Consider the following 26,915-nt stretch of genomic DNA (forward strand, 5'->3'; position numbering starts at 1 on the left):
CCCCCCCCCCCCCCCCCCCGCGGCCGGCACCGGACATCTGGCGGCGCGAAGGCCGCCACGCGACGTTTTTTGCATGCTCAGGCCGTCTCCACGGGACAAGAAGCGGCGATTTTGCGGCACATCGGTGCATCCCCGACCATGGCCCGGTCCCGGCGATCCCGGGAACGTCAGTTCCATGAGAGGCGCACCACCCATGCACAGCACCGGAACCGCCACGCAGCCGGCTCCGGCCTCCGCGGAGACCCCCGCGGCTCACATCGAGGAACCGCACGGCGACGCCGGAAGGCATGCCCGCAGGTTCGGCCTGCCCGTCGCCACCGCGCTGGTCATGGGCAACATCATCGGCGGCGGCATCTTCCTGCTGCCCGCCTCCATCGCCCCGTACGGCACGGTCAGCCTGGTCGCCTTCGTCGTCCTGACCGTGGGAGCCGTCGCGCTCGCCCTGGTCTTCGGCCGGCTCGCCGCCCGCGACCCCCGCACCGGCGGGCCCTACGTCTACGCGCGTGAGGCGTTCGGCGACTTCGCGGGCTTCCTCGCGGCCTGGTCGTACTGGATCACCACCTGGGTGTCGAACGCGGCGCTCGCCGTCGCCGCCGTCGGCTACCTGGACGTGCTGATCCCGGTCACCGGCCACCGCTGGACCGCCTGCCTGGCCGCCCTGACCCTCCAGTGGCTGCCCGCCCTCGCCAACTTCGCCGGCACCCGCTATGTGGGCGCCGTCCAGCTGGTGTCCACGGTGCTGAAGTTCGTGCCGCTGCTGCTGGTCGCGGTCGGCGGGCTGTTCTTCTTCGATCCGTCGCGGCTCGGGCCGTTCAACGCCGGCGGGCACAGCGCGATCGGCGCGGTGTCGGCCTCCGCCGCCCTGCTGCTCTTCTCCTACCTGGGTGTGGAGTCGGCCGCGGTCAGTGCCGGCGAGGTCCGGGACGCCCGCCGCAACGTGGGGCGCGCCACCGTCATCGGCACCGCGGGCGCCGCCCTGGTGTACCTGCTGGGCACGCTGTCCGTGTTCGGCACGGTCCCGCACGAGCGTCTGGTGGCCTCGGCCGCGCCGTTCTCGGACGCCGTGAACACCATGTTCGGCGGCAGCTGGGGCGGTACGGCCGTGGCGCTCGCCGCGCTCGTGTCGATGACCGGCTGCCTCAACGGCTGGACGCTGCTGAGCGCGCAGACGCCGTACGCGGCGGCCCGCGACGGGCTGTTCCCGAGCGCCTTCACCCGCAGGCGGCGGGGCGTTCCCACGGTCGGTGTCGGTGTGACCGTCGTCCTCGCCTCGCTGCTCACCGTCTACAACTACTGCTCGGGCTCGGGCAAGGTCTTCGAGATCCTGGTTCTGGTCACCACGTTCACCGCGACGGTGCCGTACCTGCTGGCCGCCGCCGCGCAGATCTTCCACCTCGTCGCCGGCCGGCCCGAGGCGGTCGACAAGGGACGGCTGGTGCGGGACTCGGTGATCACCGCGGTGGCCGCCGTGTTCTCGGTCTGGCTGATGGCGGGCGCCGGCTATGCGGCGGTCTACCAGGGCGTGCTGTTCCTGTTCGCCGGGATCATCGTCTACGCGGTGATGGCGGGGCGGCGCCGGCGCAAGCAGGCACCGGCGGTAGAGGTGCCGTGATTCGCCGGCCCTCGCCGGGCGTGCGGCGGATGACTCTTCGACGCGACGCCCCGCCGTCCGTCACCGCCTGCCCGGACGAGACCTCCCGACGGCTCTGGCGCGACCACCCGTTCACGGCGCCGCCGCTGCCCGTCTCATCGTGACGCGGTGTGCGGGGGCGCGCTGCGCACGCCCGGCCGGTACTTGGGAATGCGCATCGTGATCTTCATCCCGGCTCCGACGCCGGTCTCGATCACCAGACCGTGGTCGTCCCCGTAGACCTGCCGCAGCCGCTCGTCCACGTTCCGCAGCCCGGTGCCCGCCGGGGAGCCGTCCGCCCCGCGCAGGATCCGGCGGAGCCGGTCCGGTTCCATGCCGACCCCGTTGTCCTCGATGACGATGCGGGCCAGCGCCCCCTCGTCCCGCGCGGTGATGCCGATCCGGCTGCGCTCGACGCTCTCCTCCAGTCCGTGCTTGACCGCGTTCTCCACCAGCGGCTGCAGGCACAGGAAGGGCACCGCCACGGGCAGCACCTCGGGGGCGATCTGCAGGGTCACCTCCAGCCGCTGCCCGAAGCGGGCGCGGACCAGTTCCAGGAACTGCTCGATGGAGCGCAGCTCCTCGGCCAGCGTGGTGAAGTCACCGTGACGGCGGAAGGAGTAGCGGGTGAAGTCGGCGAACTCCAGCAGGAGTTCGCGGGCACGCTCGGGGTCGGTGCGGACGAACGAGGCGATCGCGGCCAGCGAGTTGTAGATGAAGTGCGGGGAGATCTGGGCGCGCAGGGCCCGGATCTCCGCCTCGATCAGTCCGGTGCGGGTCCGGTCGAGGTCGGCGAGTTCGAGCTGTACGGACACCCAGCGGGCCACCTCCTCGGTGGCCCGGACCGCGGACGCCGACTCCTCGACGCCGAGCACGACGAGGGCACCGAGCACGCGCCCGTCGACCGTGAGCGGCGCGGCCGCGCCCCTGCGCACCGGGCAGTCCGGGACCTGGCAGGTGACGGCGAAGGTCTGGGTGCGGCCGGTGTCCAGCACGTGGCGGACCCGTTCCAGGGCCGCCTCCTCGTGGTGCCGGCCCGGCCCGTCCCAGGCCAGCAGCCGGTCCTCGGCGGTGAGACCGAGCGCGGCCGGGCCGAACAGCGGGCGGAGCCGGCGTACCGCCTTGCGGGCCGCGTCCTCGGTGAGTCCGGCGCGCAGCGGGGGCGCGGCGGCGGAGGCGGTATGCAGGGTCTGGAAGGTGGCGCGTTCCACGGGCGTGCCGAGGTCCGCTCCGGCCTGGGCGGCCCGGTGTGCCAGGAGCCGTCCGGCGGCGAGTCCCGCGGCGAAGAGCAGTGCGCCGACCGCGGCGGCGAGGAGGAGCCCGGTCACGTACGGGTCCGGTAGGTGGCGGGCCGCTCCGGGATGACGGGTGGCCGAGCGGCGGGCTCCAGGGGGGTGGGCCGCACGGCGGACGGCTCCGCGGTGGTGGGCCGGAGGGCGGCGGGCAGGGGGGTCGTCATCGGGTCGTCACTCCTCGGCGGGTGGCGGGCACGCCCCGGCCGGCCGGGCGTTCGGGCAGGTGGAGGCGGGCCATGGCCGCGTCGGTGCCGGCCGGGATCCGGTCCCGGGTGGCCAGCGAGACCAGGACCATGGTGAGAAAGCCGAGCGGCACCGACCACACCGCCGGCCAGGCGAGCAGCGTGTGCAGCCAGCCGTCGGCGAACGGCCCGGCGATGGTCAGGGCGACCGCGGTGAGGGCGCTGCCCCCTCCGGTGAGGAGTCCGGCGATCGCACCGGGCGCGGTGAGTCCGCGCCACCAGATGCCGAGCACCAGCAGCGGGCAGAACGACGAGGCGGCCACCGCGAAGGCGAGCCCCACGGCGTTGGCGACGGGGAGCTTTCCGGCGGCGGTGCTCACGGTGAGGGGAACGGCGACGGCCAGCAGGGTCGCCAGCCGGAAGTGGCGGACGCCGAGCGAGGGCAGCACGTCCTGGCTGAGCACGCCCGCGACGGAGAGGGTGAGCCCCGATGCGGTGGAGAGGAAGGCGGCACAGGCACCGGCGGCGATCAGGGCGCCGAGCAGGTCGCCTGCGGCGCCGCCCACGAGACGTTCCGGCAGGACGAGGACCGCGGCGTCCGTGTTGCCGGTGAGCAGCAGGTCGGGGGCGTAGATCCGGCCCAGGAGGCCGTAGAGGGGCGGCAGCAGGTAGAAGCCGCCGACCAGGGCGAGCACGATCACGGTGGTGCGCCGGGCGGCCCGGCCGTCGGGGTTGGTGTAGAAGCGGACGAGCACGTGGGGCAGCCCCATGGTGCCGAGGAAGGTGGCGAATATCAGGCCGTACGTCGTGTACAGCGGGTGCTCGTCCCTGCCGCCCGACAGCGGTGCCGCCCAGCTGGAGGCGCCGCCGCCCCGGCCGTCGCCGCTCTCACGCGCCGGCACCGGGGCGCCCGGCGGGAAGCGGAGTGCCGTCCCGGCACGGACCTCGTGGACGCCCGGTTCGAGCGCCAGACGTTCGTCGTCGTAGCGCTTGCCGTCGACGGCGCCGGACGCGACGGCCCGCAGCGGTTCCCGGATCCTGAGGCGGACGGTGTCGTCGACGGTGACCTGGGTGTGCCGGCGGAAGGTCGGCGGTTCGTCGAGGGCGGCGCCGGGGTGCGGGTCGCCGTGCCAGGCGAGGACCAGGAAGAGGGCGGGCACGAGGAGCGCGGTCAGCTTCAGGCAGTACTGGAACGCCTGCACGAAGGTGATGCTGCGCATGCCGCCGGCGGCCACGGCGAGGGCGACGACGACGGCGACGAGCGCTCCGCCGAGCCAGCGCGGCGCGCCGGTGACGAGACCGAGGGTGAGGCCCGCGCCCTGGAGCTGGGGCAGCAGGTAGAGCCAGCCGACGCCGACGACGAGCACGCTGGCGACGCGCCGGGCGGCCCTGGACTCCAGTCGCACGTCGGCGAAGTCGGGCAGCGTGTAGGCCCCGGAGCGGCGCAGCGGGGCGGCGACGAACGCGAGCAGCACGAGGTAGCCGGCGGCGTAACCGACGGGGAACCAGAGCATCTCCACGCCCTGCGCCACGACGAGTCCGGCGATGCCGAGGAAGGAGGCCGCCGAGAGGTACTCGCCGCTGATGGCCATGGCGTTGAGGTACGGCGGGACCGTGCGCGAGGCGACGTAGAAGTCCGAGGTGGTGCGGGAGATGCGCAGGCCCGTCGAACCGATCACGAGGGTCACGACAACGGCCGCGGACACGGCCACCACACCGTAGGTCTGGTTCACCCGGCGGCCCCGGGTCCGCGGCCGGGCCCGCGCGGCCGGGCGCCGGTCACCGTCAGGCCCTCTCGACCGGGTCCGCGGTGTCCCGCTCGTTGCGTTCGGCGCGTACGACGTACCAGCGGCCGATGAGGACGAGGGCGGGGTAGACGGCGACCCCGAGGACGGCCCAGACGATCAGGGCGCTGCCCGGCCAGGCAGCGGGATCGGGCAGGGCGGTGAACGCGAGGGGCAGCAGTCCGACCAGGGCGACGAGCAGCCCGGACGCCGAGGCGGACAGCCGGAACTGGCGGCGTATCAGGGCCCGGACGGCGGCGGTGTCGACGGCGGGGTCCTCCGCGTACGGGCGGACGGGCCCGGGGGCCGTGCGAGGGGGGCGCGGCGCCCCCGTGACCACTTCACGTCGAGGAGTCCCAGGTGCACCCATGCCGCGCCCTCCGGCCCGCGATGATCACACTTCGCAGTGGAGTGTACGCATCAAGAATGCCGAGGGACAGCTTCCGGTCACGCCTCACCGTCGGCCGTCGGCGCCAATGCCGGCGGCCACGGACCGGACGTGCGACCACCCTGCGACCACCAGGGCTCCGGACACACGGAAGGCCGTCCTCCCATCTGTGAGAGAACGGCCTCCGACCTGCTGAAAGCATGGTCGGGACGACAGGATTTGAACCTGCGACCCCTTGACCCCCAGTCAAGTGCGCTACCAAGCTGCGCCACGTCCCGTTGCGGTCTCACGCAGGTCGATCCGCGTGATCACGCAGGTCAACCCTACCGCACCCGCGCGGGTGCCCGTACCGCCTCCGGTGCGGCGGCCTCCGCCGGGTGGCCGGAGCGGCGGACCGGGACGAGGAGCGCGGCGCCCGACGCGGCGAGGCAGAGCAGGGCGAGCAGGGCCCAGCCGTGGGTGTAGCCGGATTCGTACGGCAGGCCCGAGGGCTGCAGCCGGCCGGTGACCAGGACGCTGGTGAGCGCGGCGCCGATGGAGCCGCCGATGGTGCGGATGTTGGCGTTCATGCCGGTCGCGGCGCCGGTCTGCTCGGGCGGCACGCTGCCCACGATGAGGTTGGCCATGGAGGCGAAGGCCAGGCCGATGCCGAGCCCGAACAGGCCCGCGACGACCGCGACCTGCCATTGCGCGTCATGCCAGAGGGTGAGGAATCCGCAGGCCAGCGCGCCGAGCGCGGCTCCCGTGGTGAGCAGCGCCTTCGCACCGACGCGGGGTTCCAGACGGCCCGAGAGGACACCGGAGAGGAACATCGCGACCAGCATCGGGAGCAGCAGCAGACCGGAGGCGGTGACGCCGGCGCCGAACCCGTAGCCGGCGGCGGTCGGCGTCTGGAGGAAGCCGGGCAGGAAGGACCAGATGGCGTACATGCCGGCACCGAACAGCAGGGCGGCCGCGTTGGTCGTCCACACCGCCGGCAGCCGCATCACACGCAGGTCGATGAGCGGGGTGCGGGACCGGGCCTCGGTGGTCAGCCACAGGGCGAACAGGAGGGCGGCGGCGGTGAACAGGCCGAGCACCTTCGGTGAGCCCCAGCCCCACTGACCGGCCTGGCTCAGCGGCAGCAACAGGGCCACCAGCCAGGCGGAGAGCAGCACGGCCCCCAGCCAACTGACCTTGCCCTGAGCCCTCTTGGGCGATTCGGGCACATAGCGCAGGGCGATCAGGGCGGTGGCGGCGACGATGGCGACCGGTATCCAGAACAGCCAGCGGTAGTCCAGCGCGGAGACGATCGGGCCGGCGGCCACGATGCCGACACCGCCGCCCGCGGCGATCACCGCGGAGAGGTTGCTGATGCTGCCGGGCACCTCGGCCGGGGCGAACTCGTCGCGGATGATGCCGAAGGACAGCGGGAACAGTGCGCCGCCGACGCCCTGGACGACCCGGGCGACGATGAGGACGCCGATGTCCGGGGCCAGCGCGGCGATGAGGCATCCGGCGAGTACGGCCAGCAGCACGGCGACGAGCGTGCGCTTCTTGCCGACGAGGTCGCCGACCCGGCCGAGGATCGGGGTGAAGACCGAGGCGGACAGCAGGTAGGCCGTCATCACCCAGGTCGCGGTGGACTGGGAGGTGTGCAGGGCGTGCTGGACGGTCGGCAGGGCCGGCGCGATCAGCGACTGCAGCATGGAGAAGACGCCGGCACCGGTCGCGAGGACCGCGAAGGTGAGGCGGGTGGAGGTGCGGGGCATTCGGGAGCCTCTCCGAGATCAGGGAAGCGGAGGGTCGAGTACGAGGACACGGCACGGCCGTACGGGCCGTGCGCCGGTGCACGGAGGGGGCGAGCGGGCCGGGTAGGGCCACGGCGGAACCGCCCTCCACACGGTAAAGTGGAGGTACCCCTCCACTGTAGCGGAGGTGACCCTCCGTTTCAATCCACGCCCCTCCGGGAGGCAGCAGTGACGGCAACGCCGTTCCCCGTCAGCGAGATCGTGGCGGCCCGCCGGCCGCACCGTAAGGACGCCGCCCGCAACTACGACGCCCTGATCGACGCCGCGCGCGAGGCCTTCGCGGAGCACGGCTCCGACGCCGCCCTGGAGGACATCGCCCGCCGGGCCGGCGTCGGCGTCGGCACCCTGTACCGCAACTTCCCGACCCGCCGCGACCTCTTCGAGAGCGTCTACGCGGACGAGGTCAACACCCTGTGCGCGGCAGCGCTCGAGGTCGCGGACCGGGAGCCGTGGGAGGCACTGACGGCCTGGCTGAACCGGTTCGCCGGATACATGGTCACCAAGCGCGCCGTCCGGGAGGCCCTCGACGGCGAGTCGGACATCTTCCAGTCCTGCCGCGAGTCCATGTACGCGGCCGGCGGTCCGCTCCTGGAGCGCGCGCAGCAGGCCGGGGTCGCCCGGACGGACATGGACTTCGGCGATCTGCTCCGCATGGTCGCCGGAATCACGGCGACGGCGTTCGAGGACAACGCCCAGCGCGACCGGGTCCTCGCGATCGCCCTGGACGGGGTCCGCACCCGCACCTGACCCACCCGGTGCCCCACACCCCCGGCCGGGGTCCGCACCGGCACCCGACCCGTCCGGTGCTCCACACCCCTGGCCGGGGTCCGCACCGGCACCCGACCCGTCCGGTGCCGCGAGCCCGCGTCCCGGACGCGGGCTCGCGGCACGCCCGCGCCGCGGGCGCCCGCTTTCCGTGGGCGTCCCCGTCGTTCGCCTACTTGATGAAGGCGTTGGCCACCACCACGACGAGCCCGAGCAGGGCGTCCCCGAGCCCCATCAGGACGGCGGCCGGCCAGCTCCGCGCCGACCAGCGGGCGGTGAGGATGCCGAGCGCGAACAGGATGACGATGTTGAGCACGAACGCCGCGTACTCGACGCCGTTCGCGGTCCACCACTTCCACCGCGCTCCCGCGAGCAGGAAGACCGTGGGCACCACGGCCGCCACGAGCGACCACTCGTCGCGCATGGCGCGCAGGACGTCCCACCGCCGGTGCGGGGCACGCTCGGCGATGTAGTGGGCGTATCCGTGGGCCAGTGCGGAGGCGAACGCGGTCACCAGCACCCAGGCGGCGTCGTATCCGCGGACCTCGGCGGACGTGTGCCCGTACCGGGTGAGCGCCGCGACCATCGAGCTGGCGAGGACGGCGCCGTACACGCCGCCGAAGAGGACGACCTCGCGCGTGTCGTGCTGCCGGTGCGGTGCACCGGCGGGCGCCGGTGAGTCAGCCATTCCCCCACGATCGCCCGGCCCCCGCGCCCCCGCCAGCGGGCACACCGTCCGCCCCCGCCCGACGAAGTGTCCCGCGACCAGGCACGATGCCCCACACACTGTCCACGGCGGCCCGGCTCGCGCGCCGACTAGGGTCGGCCGCATGACGCACAGTTTCGCGCTCCACATCCCGGACGCCGACCTCGAACCCGAGCCCCTCGCCCCGGAACAGATCGTCTCCGGGAACCCGGAGGTGACCGGGAAGGTGGTCTGGGAGTCGCCGGACGGCCGTCAGATCCGCGGGATCTGGCAGATCACCCCCGGCGTGGTCACCGACACGGAGGCGGACGAGCTGTTCGTGGTGGTCAGCGGCTCGGCGACGATCGAGTTCGAGGACGGCCCGACGCTCCGGGTGGGCCCCGGCGACATGGCGGTGCTCCGCGCCGGCGACCGTACGACGTGGACCGTGCACGAGACGCTGCGCAAGGCGTACGCGATCAACCTCTGAACAGCCGGCGGCGGGCCGGGTTGCAGCCTGCGGCAGGTGGTGCGGCCCCGGACCACGACGGCCGGGCGTAGGGCCGCGGCGGCTACGGCACAGCGCGGCCAGGACCGGACCGCCGCGGCCGGGGCGTACGGCCGCGGCGGCTACGGCACAGCGCGGCCGGGGCCGGACGACGCAGGGCGGTGCGCCTGGCGCCCCGGCCTGCCGGAGTCCTCGGCCGGCGGCCCCGTCGTCCCCCGTACCTGGAGCGTGGGCGGCGACAGGTGGACGGTCCCCGCGCCGCCGTGGCCGGCCAGGCGGTCCAGGAGGCAGCGGGCGGCGCGGCGGCCGGCCTCGTGCGGTGCCGTGTCGACGGTGGTCAGCCAGAGGTGCCGCAGCCGGGAGATGCTGGTGTTGTCGTACCCGGTGACCGACAGCTCGCGGGGCACCTCCAGGCCCAGTTCCCCGGCCGCGGAGAGGGCGCCCACCGCGGCCATGTCGTTGACGGCGAACACCGCCGTGGGCGGCTCGGGGCGGCTGAGCAGGCGTACGGCCCCCCGGTGGCCGCCCTCCTCGGTCAGGTCGCCGGGCTCGACGAGCGGTTCCGCGCCGTGCGCCCGCATCGCCGTCTCGAATCCGCGCCTGCGCAGGGCGCCGACCTCGCCGTGCCCGGCGAGATGGGCGATCCGGCGGTGCCCGAGGCCGAGCAGATGTTCCGTGGCGAGCCGGGCGCCCTGCTCGTCGTCGCCGGCGACGACGTCCACGCCCGCCGGCTGCGGTTCGCGGGCACCCGCCACGACCACCGGCATCCGACGCGCGAGCGCGCCGAGCCCGCCCGCGTCCGGGACCGTGCCGACCACGACCAGGCCGTCGACGCCCAGGTCCAGGAAGGGCTCGGCGAGGTCGTGGCCCATCCGCCGGTTCAGGCGGGCGTCCGCCAGGAGCATGTGCAGACCGGCCGCGTGCAGCAGCGAGTTGAGGCCGTCGAGCAGCTCCACGAACCACGGATTGCGCAGATCGTCCAGGAGGACCCCGACGGTGCGGGTGCGCTGCTCGCTGAGGCTGCGCGCCGCCGCGTTGGGCCGGTAGCCCAGCTCGCGCACGGCCCGCAGGACCGCCTCCCGCTTCTCGGGGCGCACCGGGCCGGAGCCGCGCAGCACCAGGGAGACCAGCGACTTCGAGACTCCGGCCCGTTCGGCCACGTCACGGATCGTCGGCGGTCTCATGCCATGGACCGTTCCATGCGGCGTGCCGACCTGTCAAAGGGTTGACACCCAGCGCATGTCCGCACAAAGGTGGGCCGCACAGAAGATGGACCGGTCCAAACAGACGGGAAAGAGGGCTGCCATGGTGGATGCGCTCGGTGTCGCCGTCATCGGGTTCGGCTGGATGGGCCGGGTGCACACCCAGGCGTACGCCCGGCTCCCGCACCACTACCCGCATCTCCCGCTGCGGCCCCGGCTGGTCACGGTCGCCGAGGAGGTGCCGGGGCGGGCCGAGGAGGCGGCCGAGCGGTTCGGGTTCGCCTCGGCTACCCGTGACTGGCGCGAGGTGGCAGCCGACCCGCGTGTGCGGGCCGTCAGCGTCACCGCGCCGAACTTCCTGCACCGGGAGATCGGCGTGGCGATGGCCGAGGCCGGCAAGCACCTGTGGATCGAGAAGCCGGTCGGCCTGACCGCGGACGACGCCCGCGCGGTCGCCGCCGCTGTCGCCGATGCCGGTGTGCAGGGCACGGTCGGCTTCAACTACCGCAACGCGCCCGCCGTGGAGGCCGCCCGCGACCTGATCGCCTCCGGCGAGATCGGCACGGTCACCCATGCCCGCATCCGTCTGTTCAGCGACTACGCGGCCCACCCGGACGGCGCCCTGACCTGGCGCTACGAGCGTGAACGCGGCGGCAGCGGGGTGCTCGGCGACCTGGCCTCGCACGGCGCCGACCTGGCCCGGTTCCTGCTCGGAGACATCGCCTCGCTCACCGCCGACACCGCGGTGTTCCTCCCGGAGCGAGCCCGGCCGAGCGGTGCGACGGCCGGCCACGCCCTGGCCTCGGGCGGCGAGCCGGGCCCCGTCGAGAACGAGGACTACGTCAGCTGCCTGCTGCGGTTCTCCTCCGGTGCCCGCGGGGTGCTGGAGGCCTGCCGGGTCTCGGTCGGTGAGCAGAACGCCTACGGCTTCGAGGTGCACGGGACCAGGGGCGCGGTGTTCTGGGACTTCCGCCGCATGAACGAGCTGGGCGTGAGCCGCGGTACGACCTACCAGGACCAGCCGGTCAGCACGGTCTACGTCGGCCCGGGCGCCGGCGAGTTCGCCGCGTTCCAGCCGGGCGCGGCCAATGCGATGGGCTACGACGACCTGAAGGTGATCGAGGCCTACCGCTTCGTGCGCTCCGTCGCCGAGGGCACCCCGTACGGCACCACCCTCGCCGACGCGGTGCACAGCGCGACCGTGCTCGACGCCATGGCGCAGTCGGCGGAGAGCGGCCGATGGGTCAGCCTGTAGACATGTTGTACGGCGTGACCACCTGGATCGCCGACGGCGGCAGCGGCCCCGCGGGCGGCAGCGCGCCGTGGAAGCGCATCACCTCGTGACAGGCCTCGCGCAGATCGTGCCGCAGGTCGTGGTGGAGCACGGCGGACAGCCGGTGCTCGCGCAGCAGGCGGGTGTTTTCGTGGTCGAGATCGTGGGCCACGAACACCGCGCATTCCCGTCCGAGGTCGGCGAACGCCCGGAGGGTCGCGTTGTTGCCGCCGCCGATGGAGTACACCGCCCGGATCTCCGGGTCGCGCTCGAGGGCCGCGCGCACCAGGTCGTACTGCGTGGCGTCCAGGCCCTGTCCCCCGGCGGTCTCCACGAGGGTGCGCTCGGGGTGGCGGGCGCGCATCACGCTGCGGAAGCCCATCTCACGCTCCTCCTCGTTGCGGAAGAAGCCGCTGCTGAGGCTGGTGAGGACATGGCCGGGCCGGTCGCCGAGCCACTGGCCGGTCAGGTACGCGGCGGTGGCGCCTGCGGCCCGGTTGTCGATGCCGGCATAGGCGACGCGCCCGCTCGCGGGCAGGTCGGTGACGAGGGTGACCACCGGGATGCCGGCGGCGGTGAGCCGGCCGACGGCGGCGGTGACCTCGGGGACGTCCGCCGCCTTGAGGATCACGCCCTGCGAGCCGCGCCGGGCGATCCGGTCCAGCGTCGCGATCTGCTCCCCGGCCGGGCCGGTCTCACGGAAGTGGAACCGGGAGCGGACCACCGCCGGGTGCAGCGCCGGCAGCTCGGCCTCCAGGGCGGCACGCACGGCGGTGGTGAAGCGCTCGGGTGCCTGCACCACGATGTCGACCATGAAGGAGCGGCCGGTCAGCCGGACCTGGGTGCGCTGCCGGTCCAGATCGGCGATGGCCCGGTGCACCTCCCGCGCGGTGCTCTCGCGCACCCCTCCCCTGCCGTTCAGCACCCGGTCGACGGTGGCCTCGCTGAGTCCGGCCTGACGCGCGATCTCCCGGATCGGGAACGGATGGCCCATGGACCGGCTCCTTGAGGGGTTTTTGATGGCTGTGTGCTGGTTGTTCGAGGGCTTTGTACTGACAAGAATGACAGGGCCGAGTCGCGCCCGTGACCGGAAGGCGCGGACCTCGGGCCGCCGCCGAGCGGAGCGGGAGCCGAAAGGGCGGAGGGGGCATGGTCCTTCCCGACGACAAGGTCGTCGTGCTCTTGCTGCCGTCCGACCGGTCCGGGGTGGTCACCGGCCCGGTGACCGACTGGGACCGGAACGTCCTGGGCGCCCTCGACCGGCCCTTCTTCCCCGTCCCCTCGTCCTTGCCAGGAACCTAGGAGTTGCACGCCCCATGCGCATCGGAATTCTCGGTCTCGGCCGCATCGGCGCCTTCCACGCCGAAACCCTCTCCGGACTGGACGCCGTCGAGTCGCTCGTCGTCGCCGACCCGTTCGCGGACGCGGCCAAGGCCGCCGCGGAACGGTTCGGGGCCGAGGTGGCGGACTCACCGGAGGCCCTCCTGGCGGCCGGTGTCGACGGCCTCGTCGTCGCCGCGGCCACCGACGCCCATCCGGCGCTGATCCGGGCCGGTGTCGAGGCCGGGGTGCCGGTCTTCTGCGAGAAGCCGGTGGCCCGCACCATGGCGGAGGGCGTCGCGGTGCTGGAGTCCGTGCGGGACAGCGGCGTGCCGATCCAGATCGGCTACAACCGGCGCTTCGACGCGGGCTTCGCCGCCGCGCGGGCCGCCGTACGGGCCGGTGAGCTGGGCACGCTGCACACGGTCCGGTCCACGACCCTGGACCCGGCGCCGCCGCCGGCCGCGTACGTCGCCGCGTCCGGTGGCATCTTCCGGGACTGCTCCGTGCACGACTTCGACATCATCCGCTGGGTCACGGGCCGTGAGGTCACCGAGGTGTACGCGGTCGGCGGCAACCGGGGCGCCGACTACATCCGGGCGGCGGGCGACGCCGACACCACCGGGGCGGTCCTCACCCTGGACGACGGCACGATCGCGGTGGTGTCCAACTCGCGGCACAACGCCCGCGGTTACGACGTCCGCATGGAGGTGCACGGCTTCACGGACTCGATCGCCGTCGGCCTGGACGACAAGCTGCCGCTGCGCTCGGTCGAGCCCGGCGTGACCTTCCCGTCCGGTACCCCGCACGACTTCTTCATGGACCGCTTCACCGACGCCTACCGCGCCGAACTGACCGCGTTCACCGAGGTCGTGTCGGGCACCCGGCCCTCCCCCTGCACCGTCGAGGACGCGCTGGAGGCCGGCTGGATCGCGGAGGCCTGCACCCTGTCGCTGCACGAGCACCGGCCGGTGACACTCGCGGAGGTGCGCCGGAGCTGAGCCCGCGGCGGGACGCGATGTGCGGCGCCGGGTATCCGCCCGGCGCCGCACCCGCGTCCCGGCGCAGTGGCGTGCCTCAGCCGTGGTCCCCCGCGGCTCAGCCGCAGTACCGGATGAGCCACTCGTCCGGGTTGTACGTGTCCCGCGCCGGGTCGGGCACGGTCGCCGCCTTGGTCTCCACCGTGTCCTCCGGGCGTATCCGCTCGGGCAGCGAGCCGAAGCGGTCGCGGCGCAAGGACGCCGCTTCGGCGGCGTCCTGGGGTGTCGTGCGAGGTTCCGTGCGGTGTGTCATCTCGTCCTCCCGTCTGCGCGGGCTCCCCCCGGTCATCCTCCACAACGCCCGCGTGCCCCGCTTGGTTCCCGGACGCGGGCGGGCCGAATCCGTCGCAACTGCGCAGGATCCGGCCCGTCCAGGTGTGCGCCGTGGTCCGTCAGGCCCCGCAGGACCGCAGGAAGCGCCGCGTGCGCACCGCGATCGGCAGCGGCTTGTCCGGCTCGCACGGGTACATGTCCTGCTCGACGATCGCGAACAGGTCCACGCCCAGTTTCTGCGCCGCCGCCAGCACCGGGCCCAGCTCCGGCACCCCGGAGGGCGGTTCGCACATCACCCCTCGCTGCACGGCCGGCCCGAACGGCACACCCTGCACGACGACCTCCGCGAGGATGTCCGGGTCGACCTGCTTGAGGTGCAGGTAGCCGATGCGCTCGCCGTAGGTCTCGATCAGCTTGACGCTGTCGCCGCCGCAGTAGGCGTAGTGCCCGGTGTCGAGGCAGAGGTTGACCAGTTCGGAGTCGGTCGAGTCGAGGAAGCGCTCGACGTGCCGCTCGGTGTCGATGTGGGTGTCGGCGTGCGGGTGCACCACGATGTCGAGACCGTACGTCTCCTTGACCTCGTGGCCGAGCCGTTCCATGCCCTTGGTCAGGTGCGCCCACTGCTCGGCGGTCAGCTCGGGCGGTTCGAGGATCTCGGCGGTCTTGTCGTCCCGCCAGAAGGAGGGGATCACCACCAGGTGCCGGGCGCCCATCGCCTGCGTGAGCGCGGCGACCTGGCCGACGTGTGCCCAGGTCTCCTCCCAGACGGCGGGGCCGCGGTGCATGCCGGTGAAGACCGTGCCCGCCGAGACCTTCAGGTTCCGGCGGGCGACCTCCTCGGACAGCCGTGCCGGATCGGTGGGGAGGTAGCCGTAGGGGCCGAGTTCGATCCAGTCGTAGCCGGCCCCGGAGACCTCGTCCAGGAAGCGTTCCCAGGGGACCTGCTGCGGGTCGTCGGGGAACCAGACGCCCCAGGAGTCGGGGGCCGAACCGACCCGGATGCGGTCCAGCGGTGCGGAGTGCGCCATGGTCAGGTGGATCCTTCCGGAGAGGTCGCCACGGGTGCGGTGAGGTCGCCCTCCTCGGGCAGTTCCTCCACGTCGACGCCGCGTACCTGCGCCAGTTCGTGCTTGAGAGCGGCGAGTTCGGCGCCGCCGGCCATGTGGTTGGTCAGTTCCTCCAGACCGACCTGGTCGCGGGAGGCGGACAGTTCGAGGGTGCCCAGGCGCAGGACGCTGAAGTGGTCGCCGACCATGTAGGCGTGGTGGGGGTTGTGGGTGATGAAGATGACGCCCAGGCCGCGGTCGCGGGCGGCGGCGATGTACTTGAGCACCACGCCGGACTGTTTGACGCCGAGGGCGGCGGTGGGCTCGTCCAGGATGAGGACGCGGGCGCCGAAGTAGACGGCGCGGGCGATGGCCACGCTCTGCCGCTGTCCGCCGGAGAGGGTGCCGATGGGCTGTTCCAGGTCGTCCAGGACGATGCCCATGTTGCGCAGTTCCTCGTCGGCGGTCTTCTTCATGCGGGCGATGTCGAGCCGGCGTACGGGCCAGGGGCCCTTGGTCATCTCGGAGCCGAGGAAGAAGTTCCGCCACACGGGCATGAGGGGGACGGTGGCCAGGTCCTGGTAGACGGTGGCGATGCCCTTGTCGAGGGCCTCGCGCGGGCTGGTGAACCGCACCGGCTGTCCGTCCACCAGGAAGGTGCCCTCGGTGTGCTGGTGCAGCCCCGAGATGATCTTGATGAGGGTGGACTTGCCGGCACCGTTGTCGCCGAGCACGCACGTGACCTCGCCGGCGTGCACCTTCAGGTCGACGCCGTGCAGGGCGCGGACGTTGCCGTAGGACTTGCCGGCGCCGCGCAGTTCGACCAGGGGGCCGTCCGGGACGGGGGTGCTGTCCTCGAGGACGGCGCCGTGGGTTCCGTTCGTCTTGTCAGTCATCGGTCACCTCCGGGTCGCCGTGCGCTGGACCCACAGATTGATCAGGACGGCGCCGAGCAGCATCACGCCGAGGAAGGCCTTGAACCAGTCGGGGTTCCAGTTGGCGTAGACGATGCCCTGCTGCACCATGCCGAACATGAACGCGCCGAAGACCGGGCCGATCGCGGAGCCGGCGCCGCCGGTGAGCAGACAGCCGCCGATGACGGCCGCGGCGATGTAGATCAGCTCCTGGCCGACGCCCTCGCCCGACTGCACGGTGTTGAACGAGAACAGGTTGTGCATGCCGATGAACCAGGCGCCGAAGCCGACCAGCATGAACAGGGTGATCTTGGTGAAGTTCACCGGGACGCCGACGGCGCGGGCGCTGTCCTTGTTGCCGCCGACGGCGAAGATCCAGTTGCCGTACTTGGTGCGCAGCAGCACCCAGGTGGCGAGGGCCGCGAAGACCAGCCACCAGACCACGGTGATCTTCACCTGGACCCCGCCGACGTCGAAGGACGACGCGAAGATCTTCTTGGCCTGGTCGAAGCCGTCCATGTCGCTGATGTCGTCGGTGGCGACGTTGCCGGTGATCAGTTTGGTCACGGCGAGGTTGACCCCTTGGAGGATCAGGAAGGTGCCGAGGGTGACCAGGAAGCTGGGCAACCCGGTCCTGACCACCATCCAGCCGTTGAAGGCCCCGATGGCGAGGGAGACGATCAGGGCGACGACGACACCGGTCCACACGTTGACGGTCAGCTGGTAGCTGAGCATGCTCGCGGTGAGCGCCGAGGTGATCACCGCGACGCCGGACGAGAGGTCGAACTCGCCGCCGATCATCAGCAGGGCCACTGGGAGGGCCATGATGCCGATGGTCGAGGACTGGTAGAGCACCGTGGCCATCGAACTGCCCTGGCGGACCGTGGGCGCCGCGATCAGGAAGAAGACCAGTACGGCGACGGCGCCGAGGAAGACGCCGACCTCGGGCCGGGCCAGCAGCCTGAGGGCCAGCGGGCGCCGGGCGGTGCGGCCGTCCTTGTCCTTCGGACCGGACGCCGGCGGCCTGTCCACCGCCGGACCAGCCTGCTGGGTCATGCTCATCACCGGGTGCCCTTCGCGGCGAACTCGGCGACCTTGCCGACGTTGGACTTGTCGACGAAGGCGGGGCCGGTCAGCACCGGCTGCTCGCCGCCGCCGCTGTAGTTGCCGTTGTTCTCGTAGAGCCACAGCGAGTCGACCGCCAGGTAGCCCTGGAGGTACGGCTGCTGGTCGACGGCGAACTCGATCGTGCCGTTCTTGACGGCCTTGACCAGGTCCTTGTTGAGGTCGAAGGTGGCCACCTTCGCCTTGCTGCCCGCGTCGCCCACCGACTGCGTCGCGGTGAGGGCGAAGGGCGCGCCGAGGGTGACGACGGTGTCGATGGAGTTGTCCTGCTTCAGCTTCGCCGTGATGGTCGACTTCACGGAGGGCATGTCGGTGCCGTTCACGTACAGGATGTCAGTGGTGCCCTCGAACGTCTTCTTCACGCCGTCGCAGCGCTGGGTGAGGCCCACGTTGCCCTGTTCCTGGATCACGCAGACGATCTTCTTCGCGCCGGTGGTGTTGAGCTTCTTGCCGAACGCCTCCCCGGCCACGCTCTCGTCCTGGCCGAAGAACTCCAGCAGACCGAGTTGCTTCCAGTCGCTCAGTCCCGAGTTGAGGCCGACCACGGGTATGCCGGCCTGCTGCGCCTTGGCGATCACACCCTTCATCGCGTCCGGCTTGGCCAGCGTGACCGCGATGCCGTCCACCTTCTGGTCGATGGCGTTCTGCACCCAGTTGGCCTGGTTGCCGGCGTTGGGGTCGGCGGAGTAGACGAGCTTGACGTTGTCCTTGGCCGCCGCGGCCTCGGCGCCCTTGCGGACGGTGTCCCAGAAGGTGTCGCCGGGCGCCTGGTGGGTGACCAGCGCGACGGTCATGCGAGGCGTGTCGGCCTTGCCCGCGGAGGCGTTCGCCGCTCCCTCCTCGGCCTTCTTGCCGCCGGAGCTGCTGGAGCAGCCGGCGAGGGTGAGGGCTGCCGCGGCGGCCATGGCGACGACGGGGGCCAGTCCGCGGGAGCGGGGACGAGAAGAGCGGTCCATCTTTCCTGCACCTCACTGTGCGTGCGACGGGGCAAGGGACGCTGTTGCGTTGGGACGGGATACAAGCCTCTGCCGAGCCCGCTGTCAATACTTTGTTAAGACATCATTTCACGCGGTGGTAAGAATGTAAGTACAAAGCATGGGACGGCCGGCCCCGCCTTGCCGGACCCGCAGCCGAGTGGCACGAGCCCAGTACACCGCACGCCGCAGCGAACGGCACCGGCTGATCGCGCACCCGACTCCTCCGGTTACCCGTCGCCCCAGGGGGCCCGGACGTCCCGCCGCTGGTCAGAACCCGAAACGGAACCACCTCTTTCACACAGCCCCCGCGGCCCCCGTGCCACGGGGGCCGCTTCGCCTGTCGTGCGCCCAACGGTGCAGGTGACAGTGACGATTACGTTTCGGGCAAGAGACACACCAGTGCGACCGGAGCTATTGACGCGTGCGCGGACGTGGGGCTGTTATTACGCCCACGATGTTCGGTCGAGTTGGTTTCTGAGCGGTTTCGAAGACCTTTCGTTGATCAACTCATCCCCTTGGCCGAACCCTGTACCCCTCAGGAGCCGCCATGCGCCTCTCCCCCTCAGGTCTCTCCGTCACGGGTCCCAGCCGTCGCGCCCTGCTGCGCGGAGCGGGCGGCGCCGCCCTGCTCACCGGAGCCGGCATACCCTTGCTGTCCGCGTGCGGAAGCAGCGGTTCCTCCTCCGACCCGAAGACCGTCACCCTGGGCTCCAACGCCTCCGACGCGGTGCCGAAGAAGGCCTTCGAAAGTGTCTACGCGGCCTTCAAGAAGCAGTCCGGCATCACCGTCGACGTGAACACGAAGGACCACAACACCTTCCAGGAACAGATCAACTCGTACCTGCAGGGCACTCCGGACGACGTGTTCAACTGGTTCGCCGGCTACCGCATGCAGTTCTTCGCCGCGAAGAAGCTGGCCACGCCGGTCGACGACGTCTGGGCGAAGATCGGGGACAACTTCCCCGAGGCGATGAAGAAGCTCAGCAAGGGCGAGGACGGCAAGTACTACTTCGTGCCGCTGACGACGTACCCCTGGGCCGTCTTCTACCGCAAGAGCGTCTTCCGGCAGCACGGGTACGAAGTCCCCGGCACCTGGGACGACTTCGTCGGCCTGCTGAAGCGGATGAAGAAGGACGGCCTGGTGCCGCTCGCGTTCGGCGACAAGGACGCCTGGCCCGCGATGGGCACCTTCGACCAGATCAACTTCCGCCTCAACGGCTACGACTTCCACGTCGAGCTGATGGCGGGCAAGGCCTCCTGGACCGACGCCAAGGTGAAGGACGTCTTCGACCACTGGGCCGAGATCCTCCCCTATCACCAGGACGGCTTCATGGGCCGCACCTGGCAGGACGCCGCACAGACGCTGGTGTCCAAGAAGGCGGGCATGTACCTCCTGGGCTCCTTCGTGGCCCAGCAGTTCACGGACAAGGCCGACCTGGACGACCTCGACTTCTTCCCCTTCCCGGAGATCAACCCCGCGTACGGCCAGGACACCGTGGAGGCGCCGACCGACGGCTTCATGGTCAGCAGGTCCCCGAAGAACCACGCCGGGGTCGTGAAGCTGCTGGAGTACCTCGGCGGCCCGGCCGCCGAGGGGCTGTACCTCAAGACCGACCCGAGCGTGGTCGCCGCCTCGAGCAAGGCAGACACGTCCTCGTACTCGGCACTGCAGAAGAAGGCGTTCGAGATGATCGGTGGCGCCAAGAGCCTCACCCAGTTCATGGACCGTGACAGCCGCCCCGACTTCACCTCCACGGTGATGCAGCCCGGCCTGCAGAAGTTCCTCCAGAACCCCAAGGGCGTGGACGGCCTGCTGTCGTCCGTCGAACGCCAGAAGAAGACGATCTTCGCATCCTCGTGAGCGGCCCGATGACGACCGATACGACGACGAAGAGCCCGCAGGCGGCGGCCGTGCCGCCGCCGGGCACCACCCCCGGGCGGGAGCAGGTCACGCACGGCCGGCGGCGCCTGCTGACCCGCCGTGACCGGTTCACGCTCGCCGTGATGGCGGGCGTGCCCACCGTCCTGCACGTGATCCTGGTCTGGGTCACCGCGATCGCCTCGATCTTCCTCGCCTTCACCACCTGGGACGGCATCGGGTTCGACTCGATCACCTGGGTCGGGCTCGACAACTTCCGGCAACTCTTCAGCGACAACCCGCAGTTCTGGCCGGCCGTCCAGCACAACGTCATCTGGTTCGTGGTGCTGATCCTGATCCCGACGCCGTTCGGCCTGTTCCTCGCCGTCCAGCTGGACAAGCGGATCCGGTTCACCCGGGTCTACCAGACCGCGTTCTTCCTGCCCGTCGTCATCTCGATGGCGTGCATCGGCTTCGTCTGGCAGCTGGTGTACAACCCCGACACGGGCCTGATCAACAGCATCATGGGCGCCAACGAGCCCGGCCACTACATCGACTGGATCGGCGACCCGGACCTCAACCTCTGGGCGGTCCTGATCGCCGCCTCGTGGCGGCACACCGGCTACATGATGATCCTTTACCTGGCCGGCCTGAAGAGCGTCGACCCGTCGCTGCGGGAGGCGTCCGCGCTGGACGGCGCCAACGAGTGGCAGACGTTCAAGAACGTCATCTTCCCCACCCTGCGCCCGACCAACACGGTCGTCCTGGTGGTCACCATCATCGAGGCGCTGCGCGCCTTCGACCTGGTCTTCGTCTTCAACAAGGGTGCTCAGGGCACCGAGTTGCTCTCGATCCTGGTCACCAACAACATCATCGGCGAGTCCAGCCGGATCGGTTACGGGTCGGCCATCGCGGTCGTCCTGCTGGTCATCTCCCTCGCGGTGATCATCCCGTATCTGATCGCCACCTTCCGGAAGGAGCGGCGCGCATGAGCAGCACCGCCGTCCCGCTGAAGCGGCGCGCCCCGGTCCGCCCCGCCCGCGTCCTGCTGCACGTCTTCCTCGCGGGCACCGCCCTGGCCTGGCTGGCTCCCCTGCTGTGGGCCGTCTTCTCGGCCCTGCGCCCGTACAGCGAGACCAGTGCCAAGGGCTACGTCTCCTGGCCCGACAAGCTGAGCTTCGAGAACTTCACGAACGCCTTCCAGCAGTCGGACATGATGCACTACTTCGGCAACACGCTGATCATCGCGGTCCCGGCCGTGCTGCTGACGCTCTTCCTGTCCTCCTGTGTGGCCTTCTACGTCAGCCGGTTCGACTTCCGCCTCAGCCTCGCCCTGCTGCTGGTGTTCACGGCCGGCAACCTGCTGCCGCAGCAGGTCATCATCACACCCCTGTACCGGCTGTACCTGCTCACGGACCTGCCGGGCATCACGGCGAGCGGCAAGCTGTACGACTCCGCGCTGGGCCTGGTCCTGATCCACGTGGCGTTCCAGTCGGGGTTCTGCGCGTTCGTGCTGAGCAACTACATGCGCTCGCTGCCCCAGGAGCTGACGGAGGCCGCCCTGGTCGACGGCGCCTCGGTGTGGCGGCTGTACTGGCAGATCACGCTGCCGCTGTGCAAGCCGGCGATGGCGGCCCTGGCGACCCTGCTGTCGATCTGGATCTACAACGACTTCTTCTGGGCGCTGGTACTGATCTCCACCGGCGAGAACATGCCGATCACCTCGGCCCTGAACAACCTCTCCGGCCAGTACTTCACCGACCCGAACCTGATCGCCGCCGGCGCCCTGCTGACCGCGATCCCGACCCTGATCGTGTACTTCGTGCTCCAGCGCCAGTTCGTCAGCGGCCTCACCCTGGGCTCCAACAAGGGCTGAGCGCACCCCACTCGACGAGGCGCCCGAGAGCCCGTCGCTCCGGGCGCCGGGGCCCGTCGGGCCCGCCGGGGGACTTGATTACTTCAGCGGCTGCTGATGGGATGCGCGACGCCAAGAACACGTCGGCCCGGAGGTTTCCCGTGCTGCGAGCGTTTCTGACGGCGAGCGCGCTCGTCACCGCGCTGCTCGCCCCCGCAACGGCCCGTGCCGGGGAGGCCGGGAACACCGGCGGGCCCGGGCAGGACATACCCCGGCTCACCGACCGTCAGGGCCGGACGCTCACCCTGCACGGCTGGAACATCGAGGACAAGACGCACCGCGGCGACGAGGCCCTGACCGCCGTCACCGAACGTCATCTGCGGGACATGCGGGCCAAGGGCTTCGACTTCGCCCGGCTGCTGGTCTTCTGGGACGACCTGGAACCGGAGCCGGGCCGGTTCAGCCGCGGTTACCTGCGCCGGATCGAGCGCATCCTCGACTGGGCCGAGCGCTACGACGTCAAGGTCGTCATCGACGCGCACCAGGACGTCTTCGGCCCCCGGTTCGGCCACCGCGGCATCCCCGACTGGGCCACCAGGACCGACGGTCTGCCCTTCGAGAAACACCCGGACGACTGGTTCGCCGAATACTTCGAGCCCGCCGTACAGCGCGCCTTCACGCACCTCTACGACGACCCCGACCTCCGCACGGCCCAGGCCCGGATGTGGCGGACCCTCGCCGCCCGCCTCGCCCGCCACCCCGCGGTCCTCGGCTACGACCTCGTCAACGAGCCGATGGGAGAGCTCCAGCCGGGCGAGGACCTGGCGTCGGCCGCCCGCCGCATCGAACGCGACCAGCTCACCCCGATGTACAACCGCCTCGCGGACGCCGTCCGCTCGGCCGACGACGACGCCTGGGTGTTCGTCGAACCGACCCCGATCGTGGGCGAGGGCGTGCCGACCGGTCTCGGCCGCATCCGTGATCCCCGGGTCGTGTACGCGCCGCACTTCTACAACGGCACCATGGAGGCGGGGGGCGACTACGATCCCGGCGCCGGCTGGATGGAGGCGTACGAGCGGGCGGTCACCGCGTACCCGGAGCGGTACCGGGTCCCGGTCGTGGTCGGTGAATGGGGCCCCCTGAACAGCACCCTGCCGAACATGAACCGCTTCTACCGCGACGCGATGGCCTCCCTCGGCCGCTACTCCTCCGGCTGGGCGGCGTACGTGTGGTGCTACGGCGGCGGGTACTGCGCGGTGGACGACACCGGCGCCTTCCGCACCAACAAGGACCTGACCGCCGAGCCCTACGCGGAGGCGGTGGCAGGCACGGTCCGCTCGGCGGCGTACGACTCGGTGACGGGCGTGTACCGGCTGGCCTACCGAGCGGCTTCCCACGGCTCCCGGACGACCGTCCTGTCGCTGCCGCCGGGCACCTGGCGGATCACGGCCGGCGGCGGCGCGACCGTCGTGCGCAGGACGGCGGGGCGGGCGTGGGTGCTGGCGGCCCCGGGCAGCCGGGCGACGGTCACGGCCGAACGCGGCTGACCCGCCGGGTCTCCCGGACACGGCCGGGACCGGACGCGCCTCCCGGACACGGCGGGGCCGTACCGGATGCCCCGGCACCGCCCCGGCCTGCGTGCCGGCACGTCGTGTCATGCGGTGGCGCCGGGCGCCAGAGCGCGGGCCTTGGCCGCCCACTCCCCCATGCACGTGATGGCCGAGGTCATCTGCTTCACGGCGGCGGAGATGTCCTGCACCGGCTTGCGGAGGTGCCGGCTCACGCGGACCATGCCGCCCGCGGAGGTACCGAAGAAGCCGAGCTGTGCCAGGCTTTCGTGAGCGGACTCGTCCAAGGACACGAGCTGTTCCAGGAACTCCTCCGCTCCCTCGCCGCGCTCGCCGGGCGGAGTCACCTCGATCAGGCCCAGCGCCGCCCTCACCCCGCTGTCCAGTGTCACCATCCGTTCCGCGAAAGTCCCCGCGACGGCCTTCAGTTCGCCGGTCGGCACGCTGATCGACTGTGCGTACCGGGCCACCGAAGCGAGCCGTGCGCCGGCGGGCGCGTTCGCCTGGCCGAGGTCGAGCATCTCGGCACCGGCCTGTTCGGTCAGCGCTCCGATCGTCTCGATCGTCTTGCTGATCGCCTCCATGTCCGCGGTCATCGCGTCCAGCCCGTCCTCGATCGCCGCGAAGTCGTCGAGCAGACCGGGCGTGTCCTCGTCCTCCGCGTTCCCGCTCTCCGTGGCGGGGGACGGTCCGTCGCCGGGCTGGAGTCCGCGCAGCACCCGCGCCGGGGTGAGGGGTTCGAAACCGTCCCGGAGTCCGGCTTCCAGCGCGCCCTCGATCTCCCTGCGCGCGTCGGCGAGGTGGCTGCGCGTCCGTCGATACCGGATCGTCCTGATCGACGCGATGTCGAAGGGCAGCTGCCCGGCCTCCCCGATGTGGATCGTCGGCCTGCCCGTGATGTGACGCAGTCCCAGCTCGTACATCACGTTGGGGTTGCCGCCGCTGACGTCCGCGATGACCAGGTCCGACTCGATGACGTGGCGGCAGATCTGCTCGTTCATGTCACCGGCGTGCGCGATGCCGTCCGCGCGCACGGCGGTGATCCCGTACCTCTCGCAGGCGGGGGCGATCACCTGCTCGAAGATCCCGAGGTGATGCTCGTACGCCGCACGTTCGGGGCTGCCGTGCGCGGCGTACGAGTCGCCGATGGGGCCGATGACGAAACACTTGCGGGGCTGGTGCGGCTCCTGCCGGTGAGCCGGTGGCGTGATCATGCGGGGTCCTCCGTTCCACGGGTGTCGTCGAGGCGGGCGGCGTTGGCGGCACCGGCTTCCAGGTCGACGGCGTACACCGGCCGCTCCTCGATGCCGAGGGCGCGCAACAGGTACGCGGTCGGGATGCGGTAGCGCCGGCCGAGACGGAGCACCGGGCAGGGGAAGGCGCCGAGACGGATCAGCCTGTACGCCGTACCGGGGCAGACTCCGAAGGCGCGGGCAGCCGTCCGCAGGTCGACGCTCAAGGGCAGGTCGAAGGCCTCCGCGAAGCCGAGGGGCGGGCCGGACCGCGCGCTCACCGCGGGGCTCCCGCGGGACGGAGAGCCAGCGTGCCGATGCGCACGGCCTCCTCGTGGCGCCGGGCCCGGAACACCAGCTCGGGCAGGCCCGCGCAGTGGGCGAGCGCTCCGAGGCGTTCCCCTTCCCGCCCGGTGCGCGACTCGGCGAAGCGAATCGTCGCGGACAGCCCGTCGTGCCGGGGCGGCGGCGTCAGGTGCAGTTCCCACCCGTCGGCCGGCCCTTCAAGCTCCTCCGGCGGGACGGGGGCGTTGCGGGCCGCGGCGAAGGCCGCGATGTCCACGACGGGGACCTCCCGTCCGACGCGGTCCGCGTGGGCCCACATCCGGTTCACCGCCTGCCTGATCAGGTGGCCGCCGGTGCCCGGGCTGTCCGGGTCGGCCGTGTCGAGGGCGGCGAGTACCGCGAGGACGGCCTCCGCCTCGAGGTCGGCCCGCTCGACCCGCCGCCGGCGCAGGATCCGGTGCAGGTTCCGGTACGTCCCGGGCAGCGCCAGCCAGACGACGAGCAGCCGCCGGCTGCCGTCGCCGTGGACGGGCTCGCGCCGCGCCTCGGTGACCGCCTGACGCCACACCGCCGTCCGCAGCGCCTCGTCGCGTCGCGGCCCGTACAGCGCCTGCCGTGCCGCCTGCGGTGACAGCTGGACCGAGCGGTCGCCGGCGCGCACGACGAGGTGCGACCGCACGTCGTCCTGTGGTGGCGCGAACCGTGGTGCCGCGAACCGTGGTGCCGCGAACCGTGGTGCCACGAAGTTCTCCTCGATCAGGGCGAAGACGCCCCGGGATTCAGTGGATGTCATCGCTGCTCCTGTCCTGCCCCGGCAGGCCGGCCGCCGCGAGCGCCGCCACCGCCCGTGCGCAGGCGCGTGCCAGGGCGGCCAGCGCGGCACGCGCGGCGGCGTGCCGCGTGGCCGAGAGCGGGCGCGTCCGTCCGTCCGGGAACCGGGCTGCCGCACCTGCCGGGGCCGCCGGGTAGATGTTGATGGTGCCGAGCACGTCGCCACCGACGTTCACCCCGTAGTCCGCCCACTGGGTGCGGTCGGCGCCGAGGGCCGTCACCGGGCAGGGTCCGGGCCGGCCGGCGGAAGGTGCGCCGGAAGGCCGACCGTGATTCCTCCGGAGACGTCACCGCCGACGGCGACGCCCCGGTGGACGTACTGGGAGAGGGCGGCGCCGGTCGCCCTGTCCGGGGTGGGTGGGTCCGGTGCCGGCCGCGGTCCGGCCGCCCCCTCCACCCACGGCCGCAGCTCCTGGGGCCCGTGGCCCGGCACACGGATCCAGCCGTAGCCGCCGAAGTCCTTCACCCGCACATGGGCCCGGACGTACGGGGCCGGGTCGAGCCCGGGGTGCCCGAACCGTACGACGTCCTGGTACAGCCGGTCCGCCACGATGACGGCGAGGTCCGCCGAGGTGAGGGCGGCCAGTACGGATCTGAGCTGGGGGGCGTTCACCAGACGTGCCACGGCGACCGGCGTGGGTCCGGCGTGGCCGAGGGCGGCGTCCGCCACGACGCCTTTGTCGACGGCCAGCCGCAACCTGACGCGGGGGGCGGCCGGACGGGCGTTGAGGACGCGGAGCCGGGCCGCCAGATGGTGTACGAAGGGTCCCAGCACCGTGGCCTCCGAGGTGGCCTCGGGGAGGACGGCGAACTCCTGGTCGCCCTGCGGCTGGCGGGTCCAGGCGGCGCGGTCCAGGCCGGTCAGCGACGCCGCCTCGTCCAGCAGCCGGACGAGATCGGACTGGACAGCCTTCTGGGTCCGGGTGTCGAGGCGGCTGTACTGCTCCACGTCCGCCGCCAGGCACAGCCGGCGGTGCGCGGAGACGTCCGAAGGCCAGGGGCAGGAGGGTTCGTTCACGACAACTCGCCACCTTCCAGGGGTCGTTGAGTGCGATGCACGCCAACTGTGCGGGGAAGGAACCGAGGGCG

Annotated in this window: 28 protein-coding genes and 1 tRNA gene; 10 read left to right on the plus strand and 19 right to left on the minus strand. The window is 71.8% G+C overall.

All coding sequences use genetic code 11. The annotated features are described in order from the left end of the window. Positions 1-193: 193 nt before the first annotated feature. Positions 194-1,612: an amino acid permease gene (locus JK359_RS28615; RefSeq protein WP_201841636.1), complete on the plus strand. Its 1,419-nt coding sequence runs from the start codon at positions 194-196 to the stop codon at positions 1,610-1,612. A gap of 134 nt (positions 1,613-1,746) precedes the next feature. Here the strand turns inward: JK359_RS28615 and JK359_RS28620 are convergent, their stop codons facing one another. The 6 genes from JK359_RS28620 to JK359_RS28640 all read right to left on the minus strand — a co-directional run bounded on the left by JK359_RS28620 (position 1,747) and on the right by JK359_RS28640 (position 7,030). Next, positions 1,747-2,958 (minus strand): sensor histidine kinase, encoded by a 1,212-nt coding sequence (locus tag JK359_RS28620; RefSeq protein WP_201841639.1) that lies wholly within the window; start codon positions 2,956-2,958, stop codon positions 1,747-1,749. Continuing rightward, positions 2,955-3,089 carry a hypothetical protein gene (locus JK359_RS39950; RefSeq protein ID WP_269139050.1) on the minus strand — a complete coding sequence of 45 codons (135 nt, stop codon included), beginning with the start codon at positions 3,087-3,089 and terminating at the stop codon, positions 2,955-2,957. The genes JK359_RS28620 and JK359_RS39950 overlap by 4 nt, the downstream gene beginning before the upstream one ends. Then, positions 3,086-4,840, minus strand: coding sequence for a sodium/solute symporter (locus JK359_RS28625; protein ID WP_201841641.1), 1,755 nt, complete (start codon positions 4,838-4,840; stop codon positions 3,086-3,088). Before JK359_RS28625 ends, JK359_RS39950 begins: the two co-directional genes overlap by 4 nt. A gap of 52 nt (positions 4,841-4,892) precedes the next feature. Continuing rightward, the gene (locus JK359_RS39390) at positions 4,893-5,261 is read right to left on the minus strand and encodes a hypothetical protein (RefSeq protein ID WP_236678608.1); all 369 of its coding nucleotides are present in this window, start codon (positions 5,259-5,261) and stop codon (positions 4,893-4,895) included. Positions 5,262-5,480: 219 nt separating this feature from the next. Beyond that, positions 5,481-5,557 (minus strand) — tRNA-Pro (locus JK359_RS28635). Positions 5,558-5,602: 45 nt separating this feature from the next. After that, positions 5,603-7,030, minus strand: coding sequence for an MFS transporter (locus JK359_RS28640; RefSeq protein ID WP_201841644.1), 1,428 nt, complete (start codon positions 7,028-7,030; stop codon positions 5,603-5,605). A gap of 207 nt (positions 7,031-7,237) precedes the next feature. Here JK359_RS28640 and JK359_RS28645 point away from each other — a divergent pair, with 207 nt between their 5' ends. After that, complete coding sequence (locus JK359_RS28645; protein ID WP_201841647.1) at positions 7,238-7,816, plus strand: TetR/AcrR family transcriptional regulator; 579 nt, start codon at positions 7,238-7,240, stop codon at positions 7,814-7,816. Between the two features lie 190 nt (positions 7,817-8,006). Here the strand turns inward: JK359_RS28645 and JK359_RS28650 are convergent, their stop codons facing one another. Next, on the minus strand, positions 8,007-8,522 hold the full coding sequence (locus JK359_RS28650) for a hypothetical protein (RefSeq protein ID WP_201841650.1): 516 nt from the start codon (positions 8,520-8,522) through the stop codon (positions 8,007-8,009). Between the two features lie 142 nt (positions 8,523-8,664). Here JK359_RS28650 and JK359_RS28655 point away from each other — a divergent pair, with 142 nt between their 5' ends. Then, complete coding sequence (locus tag JK359_RS28655) at positions 8,665-9,009, plus strand: cupin domain-containing protein (protein WP_201841653.1); 345 nt, start codon at positions 8,665-8,667, stop codon at positions 9,007-9,009. 140 nt (positions 9,010-9,149) lie between these two features. On the opposite strand, the gene JK359_RS28660 is transcribed toward JK359_RS28655, so the two are convergent. Further along, positions 9,150-10,211 (minus strand): LacI family DNA-binding transcriptional regulator, encoded by a 1,062-nt coding sequence (locus JK359_RS28660; protein ID WP_201841656.1) that lies wholly within the window; start codon positions 10,209-10,211, stop codon positions 9,150-9,152. Positions 10,212-10,332: 121 nt separating this feature from the next. Between JK359_RS28660 and JK359_RS28665 the strand changes: the two genes are divergently transcribed. Continuing rightward, complete coding sequence (locus tag JK359_RS28665) at positions 10,333-11,484, plus strand: Gfo/Idh/MocA family protein (RefSeq protein WP_201841659.1); 1,152 nt, start codon at positions 10,333-10,335, stop codon at positions 11,482-11,484. On the opposite strand, the gene JK359_RS28670 is transcribed toward JK359_RS28665, so the two are convergent. After that, complete coding sequence (locus JK359_RS28670) at positions 11,474-12,496, minus strand: LacI family DNA-binding transcriptional regulator (RefSeq protein ID WP_201841662.1); 1,023 nt, start codon at positions 12,494-12,496, stop codon at positions 11,474-11,476. The genes JK359_RS28665 and JK359_RS28670 overlap by 11 nt on opposite strands. A 155-nt stretch (positions 12,497-12,651) precedes the next feature. On the opposite strand from JK359_RS28670, the gene JK359_RS28675 reads away from it, so the two are divergent. Continuing rightward, the gene (locus JK359_RS28675) at positions 12,652-12,804 is read left to right on the plus strand and encodes a hypothetical protein (protein ID WP_201842062.1); all 153 of its coding nucleotides are present in this window, start codon (positions 12,652-12,654) and stop codon (positions 12,802-12,804) included. Positions 12,805-12,818: 14 nt separating this feature from the next. Then, positions 12,819-13,823: a Gfo/Idh/MocA family protein gene (locus tag JK359_RS28680; RefSeq protein WP_201841664.1), complete on the plus strand. Its 1,005-nt coding sequence runs from the start codon at positions 12,819-12,821 to the stop codon at positions 13,821-13,823. A gap of 97 nt (positions 13,824-13,920) precedes the next feature. Here the strand turns inward: JK359_RS28680 and JK359_RS28685 are convergent, their stop codons facing one another. The 5 genes from JK359_RS28685 to JK359_RS28705 all read right to left on the minus strand — a co-directional run bounded on the left by JK359_RS28685 (position 13,921) and on the right by JK359_RS28705 (position 18,176). Further along, complete coding sequence (locus JK359_RS28685) at positions 13,921-14,115, minus strand: hypothetical protein (protein ID WP_201841667.1); 195 nt, start codon at positions 14,113-14,115, stop codon at positions 13,921-13,923. A 139-nt stretch (positions 14,116-14,254) separates the two neighbouring features. After that, entirely contained in the window at positions 14,255-15,163 is a 909-nt protein-coding gene (locus tag JK359_RS28690; RefSeq protein ID WP_201841670.1) for a sugar phosphate isomerase/epimerase family protein, read from the minus strand. Positions 15,164-15,165: 2 nt separating this feature from the next. Then, the gene (locus tag JK359_RS28695) at positions 15,166-16,077 is read right to left on the minus strand and encodes an ATP-binding cassette domain-containing protein (protein ID WP_201841673.1); all 912 of its coding nucleotides are present in this window, start codon (positions 16,075-16,077) and stop codon (positions 15,166-15,168) included. A 3-nt stretch (positions 16,078-16,080) separates the two neighbouring features. Beyond that, complete coding sequence (locus JK359_RS28700) at positions 16,081-17,157, minus strand: ABC transporter permease (RefSeq protein WP_201841676.1); 1,077 nt, start codon at positions 17,155-17,157, stop codon at positions 16,081-16,083. Next, a complete protein-coding gene (locus tag JK359_RS28705; protein ID WP_201841679.1) occupies positions 17,157-18,176 on the minus strand; it encodes a sugar ABC transporter substrate-binding protein in 1,020 nt (339 codons plus the stop codon). The genes JK359_RS28700 and JK359_RS28705 overlap by 1 nt, the downstream gene beginning before the upstream one ends. A gap of 568 nt (positions 18,177-18,744) precedes the next feature. Between JK359_RS28705 and JK359_RS28710 the strand changes: the two genes are divergently transcribed. From JK359_RS28710 to JK359_RS28725, 4 genes are all read left to right on the plus strand, one after another. Further along, complete coding sequence (locus tag JK359_RS28710; RefSeq protein WP_201841682.1) at positions 18,745-20,058, plus strand: ABC transporter substrate-binding protein; 1,314 nt, start codon at positions 18,745-18,747, stop codon at positions 20,056-20,058. Between the two features lie 8 nt (positions 20,059-20,066). Continuing rightward, positions 20,067-21,047 (plus strand): carbohydrate ABC transporter permease, encoded by a 981-nt coding sequence (locus tag JK359_RS28715; RefSeq protein ID WP_201841685.1) that lies wholly within the window; start codon positions 20,067-20,069, stop codon positions 21,045-21,047. Next, complete coding sequence (locus tag JK359_RS28720) at positions 21,044-21,931, plus strand: carbohydrate ABC transporter permease (RefSeq protein ID WP_201841688.1); 888 nt, start codon at positions 21,044-21,046, stop codon at positions 21,929-21,931. Before JK359_RS28715 ends, JK359_RS28720 begins: the two co-directional genes overlap by 4 nt. Before the next feature lie 101 nt (positions 21,932-22,032). Continuing rightward, positions 22,033-23,457: a cellulase family glycosylhydrolase gene (locus JK359_RS28725; protein ID WP_201841691.1), complete on the plus strand. Its 1,425-nt coding sequence runs from the start codon at positions 22,033-22,035 to the stop codon at positions 23,455-23,457. A 107-nt stretch (positions 23,458-23,564) separates the two neighbouring features. On the opposite strand, the gene JK359_RS28730 is transcribed toward JK359_RS28725, so the two are convergent. From JK359_RS28730 to JK359_RS28750, 5 genes are read right to left on the minus strand one after another with little or no spacing between them, the layout of a single operon-like run. Further along, the gene (locus JK359_RS28730) at positions 23,565-24,692 is read right to left on the minus strand and encodes a hypothetical protein (RefSeq protein ID WP_201841695.1); all 1,128 of its coding nucleotides are present in this window, start codon (positions 24,690-24,692) and stop codon (positions 23,565-23,567) included. Then, on the minus strand, positions 24,689-24,991 hold the full coding sequence (locus JK359_RS28735) for a helix-turn-helix domain-containing protein (protein ID WP_201841698.1): 303 nt from the start codon (positions 24,989-24,991) through the stop codon (positions 24,689-24,691). Before JK359_RS28735 ends, JK359_RS28730 begins: the two co-directional genes overlap by 4 nt. Further along, entirely contained in the window at positions 24,988-25,788 is an 801-nt protein-coding gene (locus JK359_RS28740; RefSeq protein WP_201841703.1) for a hypothetical protein, read from the minus strand. The genes JK359_RS28735 and JK359_RS28740 overlap by 4 nt, the downstream gene beginning before the upstream one ends. Then, a complete protein-coding gene (locus JK359_RS28745; RefSeq protein WP_201841705.1) occupies positions 25,775-26,047 on the minus strand; it encodes a hypothetical protein in 273 nt (90 codons plus the stop codon). The genes JK359_RS28740 and JK359_RS28745 overlap by 14 nt, the downstream gene beginning before the upstream one ends. After that, positions 26,044-26,844, minus strand: a complete 801-nt coding sequence (locus JK359_RS28750; protein WP_201841708.1) for a hypothetical protein — start codon at positions 26,842-26,844, stop codon at positions 26,044-26,046. The genes JK359_RS28745 and JK359_RS28750 overlap by 4 nt, the downstream gene beginning before the upstream one ends. Positions 26,845-26,915 lie beyond the last annotated feature (71 nt).

Origin of the sequence: Streptomyces actinomycinicus, from assembly GCF_016741775.1 — a bacterium.
Taxonomy (GTDB): Bacteria; Actinomycetota; Actinomycetes; order Streptomycetales; family Streptomycetaceae; genus Streptomyces; species Streptomyces actinomycinicus.

Bases quoted from the DNA above. Each gene is read 5' to 3' on its own strand.
- JK359_RS28670 (WP_201841662.1), bottom strand. From the start codon at position 12,496: ATGGGCCATCCGTTCCCGATCCGGGAGATCGCGCGTCAGGCCGGACTC.
- JK359_RS28660 (WP_201841656.1), bottom strand. From the start codon at position 10,211: ATGAGACCGCCGACGATCCGTGACGTGGCCGAACGGGCCGGAGTCTCG.
- JK359_RS28615 (WP_201841636.1), top strand. From the start codon at position 194: ATGCACAGCACCGGAACCGCCACGCAGCCGGCTCCGGCCTCCGCGGAG.
- JK359_RS28725 (WP_201841691.1), top strand. From the start codon at position 22,033: ATGCGCGACGCCAAGAACACGTCGGCCCGGAGGTTTCCCGTGCTGCGA.
- JK359_RS28680 (WP_201841664.1), top strand. From the start codon at position 12,819: ATGCGCATCGGAATTCTCGGTCTCGGCCGCATCGGCGCCTTCCACGCC.
- JK359_RS28685 (WP_201841667.1), bottom strand. From the start codon at position 14,115: ATGACACACCGCACGGAACCTCGCACGACACCCCAGGACGCCGCCGAA.
- JK359_RS28650 (WP_201841650.1), bottom strand. From the start codon at position 8,522: ATGGCTGACTCACCGGCGCCCGCCGGTGCACCGCACCGGCAGCACGAC.
- JK359_RS28705 (WP_201841679.1), bottom strand. From the start codon at position 18,176: ATGGACCGCTCTTCTCGTCCCCGCTCCCGCGGACTGGCCCCCGTCGTC.
- JK359_RS39950 (WP_269139050.1), bottom strand. From the start codon at position 3,089: ATGACGACCCCCCTGCCCGCCGCCCTCCGGCCCACCACCGCGGAGCCG.
- JK359_RS28655 (WP_201841653.1), top strand. From the start codon at position 8,665: ATGACGCACAGTTTCGCGCTCCACATCCCGGACGCCGACCTCGAACCC.
- JK359_RS28690 (WP_201841670.1), bottom strand. From the start codon at position 15,163: ATGGCGCACTCCGCACCGCTGGACCGCATCCGGGTCGGTTCGGCCCCC.
- JK359_RS28710 (WP_201841682.1), top strand. From the start codon at position 18,745: ATGCGCCTCTCCCCCTCAGGTCTCTCCGTCACGGGTCCCAGCCGTCGC.
- JK359_RS39390 (WP_236678608.1), bottom strand. From the start codon at position 5,261: ATGGGTGCACCTGGGACTCCTCGACGTGAAGTGGTCACGGGGGCGCCG.
- JK359_RS28740 (WP_201841703.1), bottom strand. From the start codon at position 25,788: ATGACATCCACTGAATCCCGGGGCGTCTTCGCCCTGATCGAGGAGAAC.
- JK359_RS28715 (WP_201841685.1), top strand. From the start codon at position 20,067: ATGACGACCGATACGACGACGAAGAGCCCGCAGGCGGCGGCCGTGCCG.
- JK359_RS28665 (WP_201841659.1), top strand. From the start codon at position 10,333: ATGGTGGATGCGCTCGGTGTCGCCGTCATCGGGTTCGGCTGGATGGGC.
- JK359_RS28640 (WP_201841644.1), bottom strand. From the start codon at position 7,030: ATGCCCCGCACCTCCACCCGCCTCACCTTCGCGGTCCTCGCGACCGGT.
- JK359_RS28675 (WP_201842062.1), top strand. From the start codon at position 12,652: ATGGTCCTTCCCGACGACAAGGTCGTCGTGCTCTTGCTGCCGTCCGAC.
- JK359_RS28720 (WP_201841688.1), top strand. From the start codon at position 21,044: ATGAGCAGCACCGCCGTCCCGCTGAAGCGGCGCGCCCCGGTCCGCCCC.
- JK359_RS28695 (WP_201841673.1), bottom strand. From the start codon at position 16,077: ATGACTGACAAGACGAACGGAACCCACGGCGCCGTCCTCGAGGACAGC.
- JK359_RS28700 (WP_201841676.1), bottom strand. From the start codon at position 17,157: ATGAGCATGACCCAGCAGGCTGGTCCGGCGGTGGACAGGCCGCCGGCG.
- JK359_RS28730 (WP_201841695.1), bottom strand. From the start codon at position 24,692: ATGATCACGCCACCGGCTCACCGGCAGGAGCCGCACCAGCCCCGCAAG.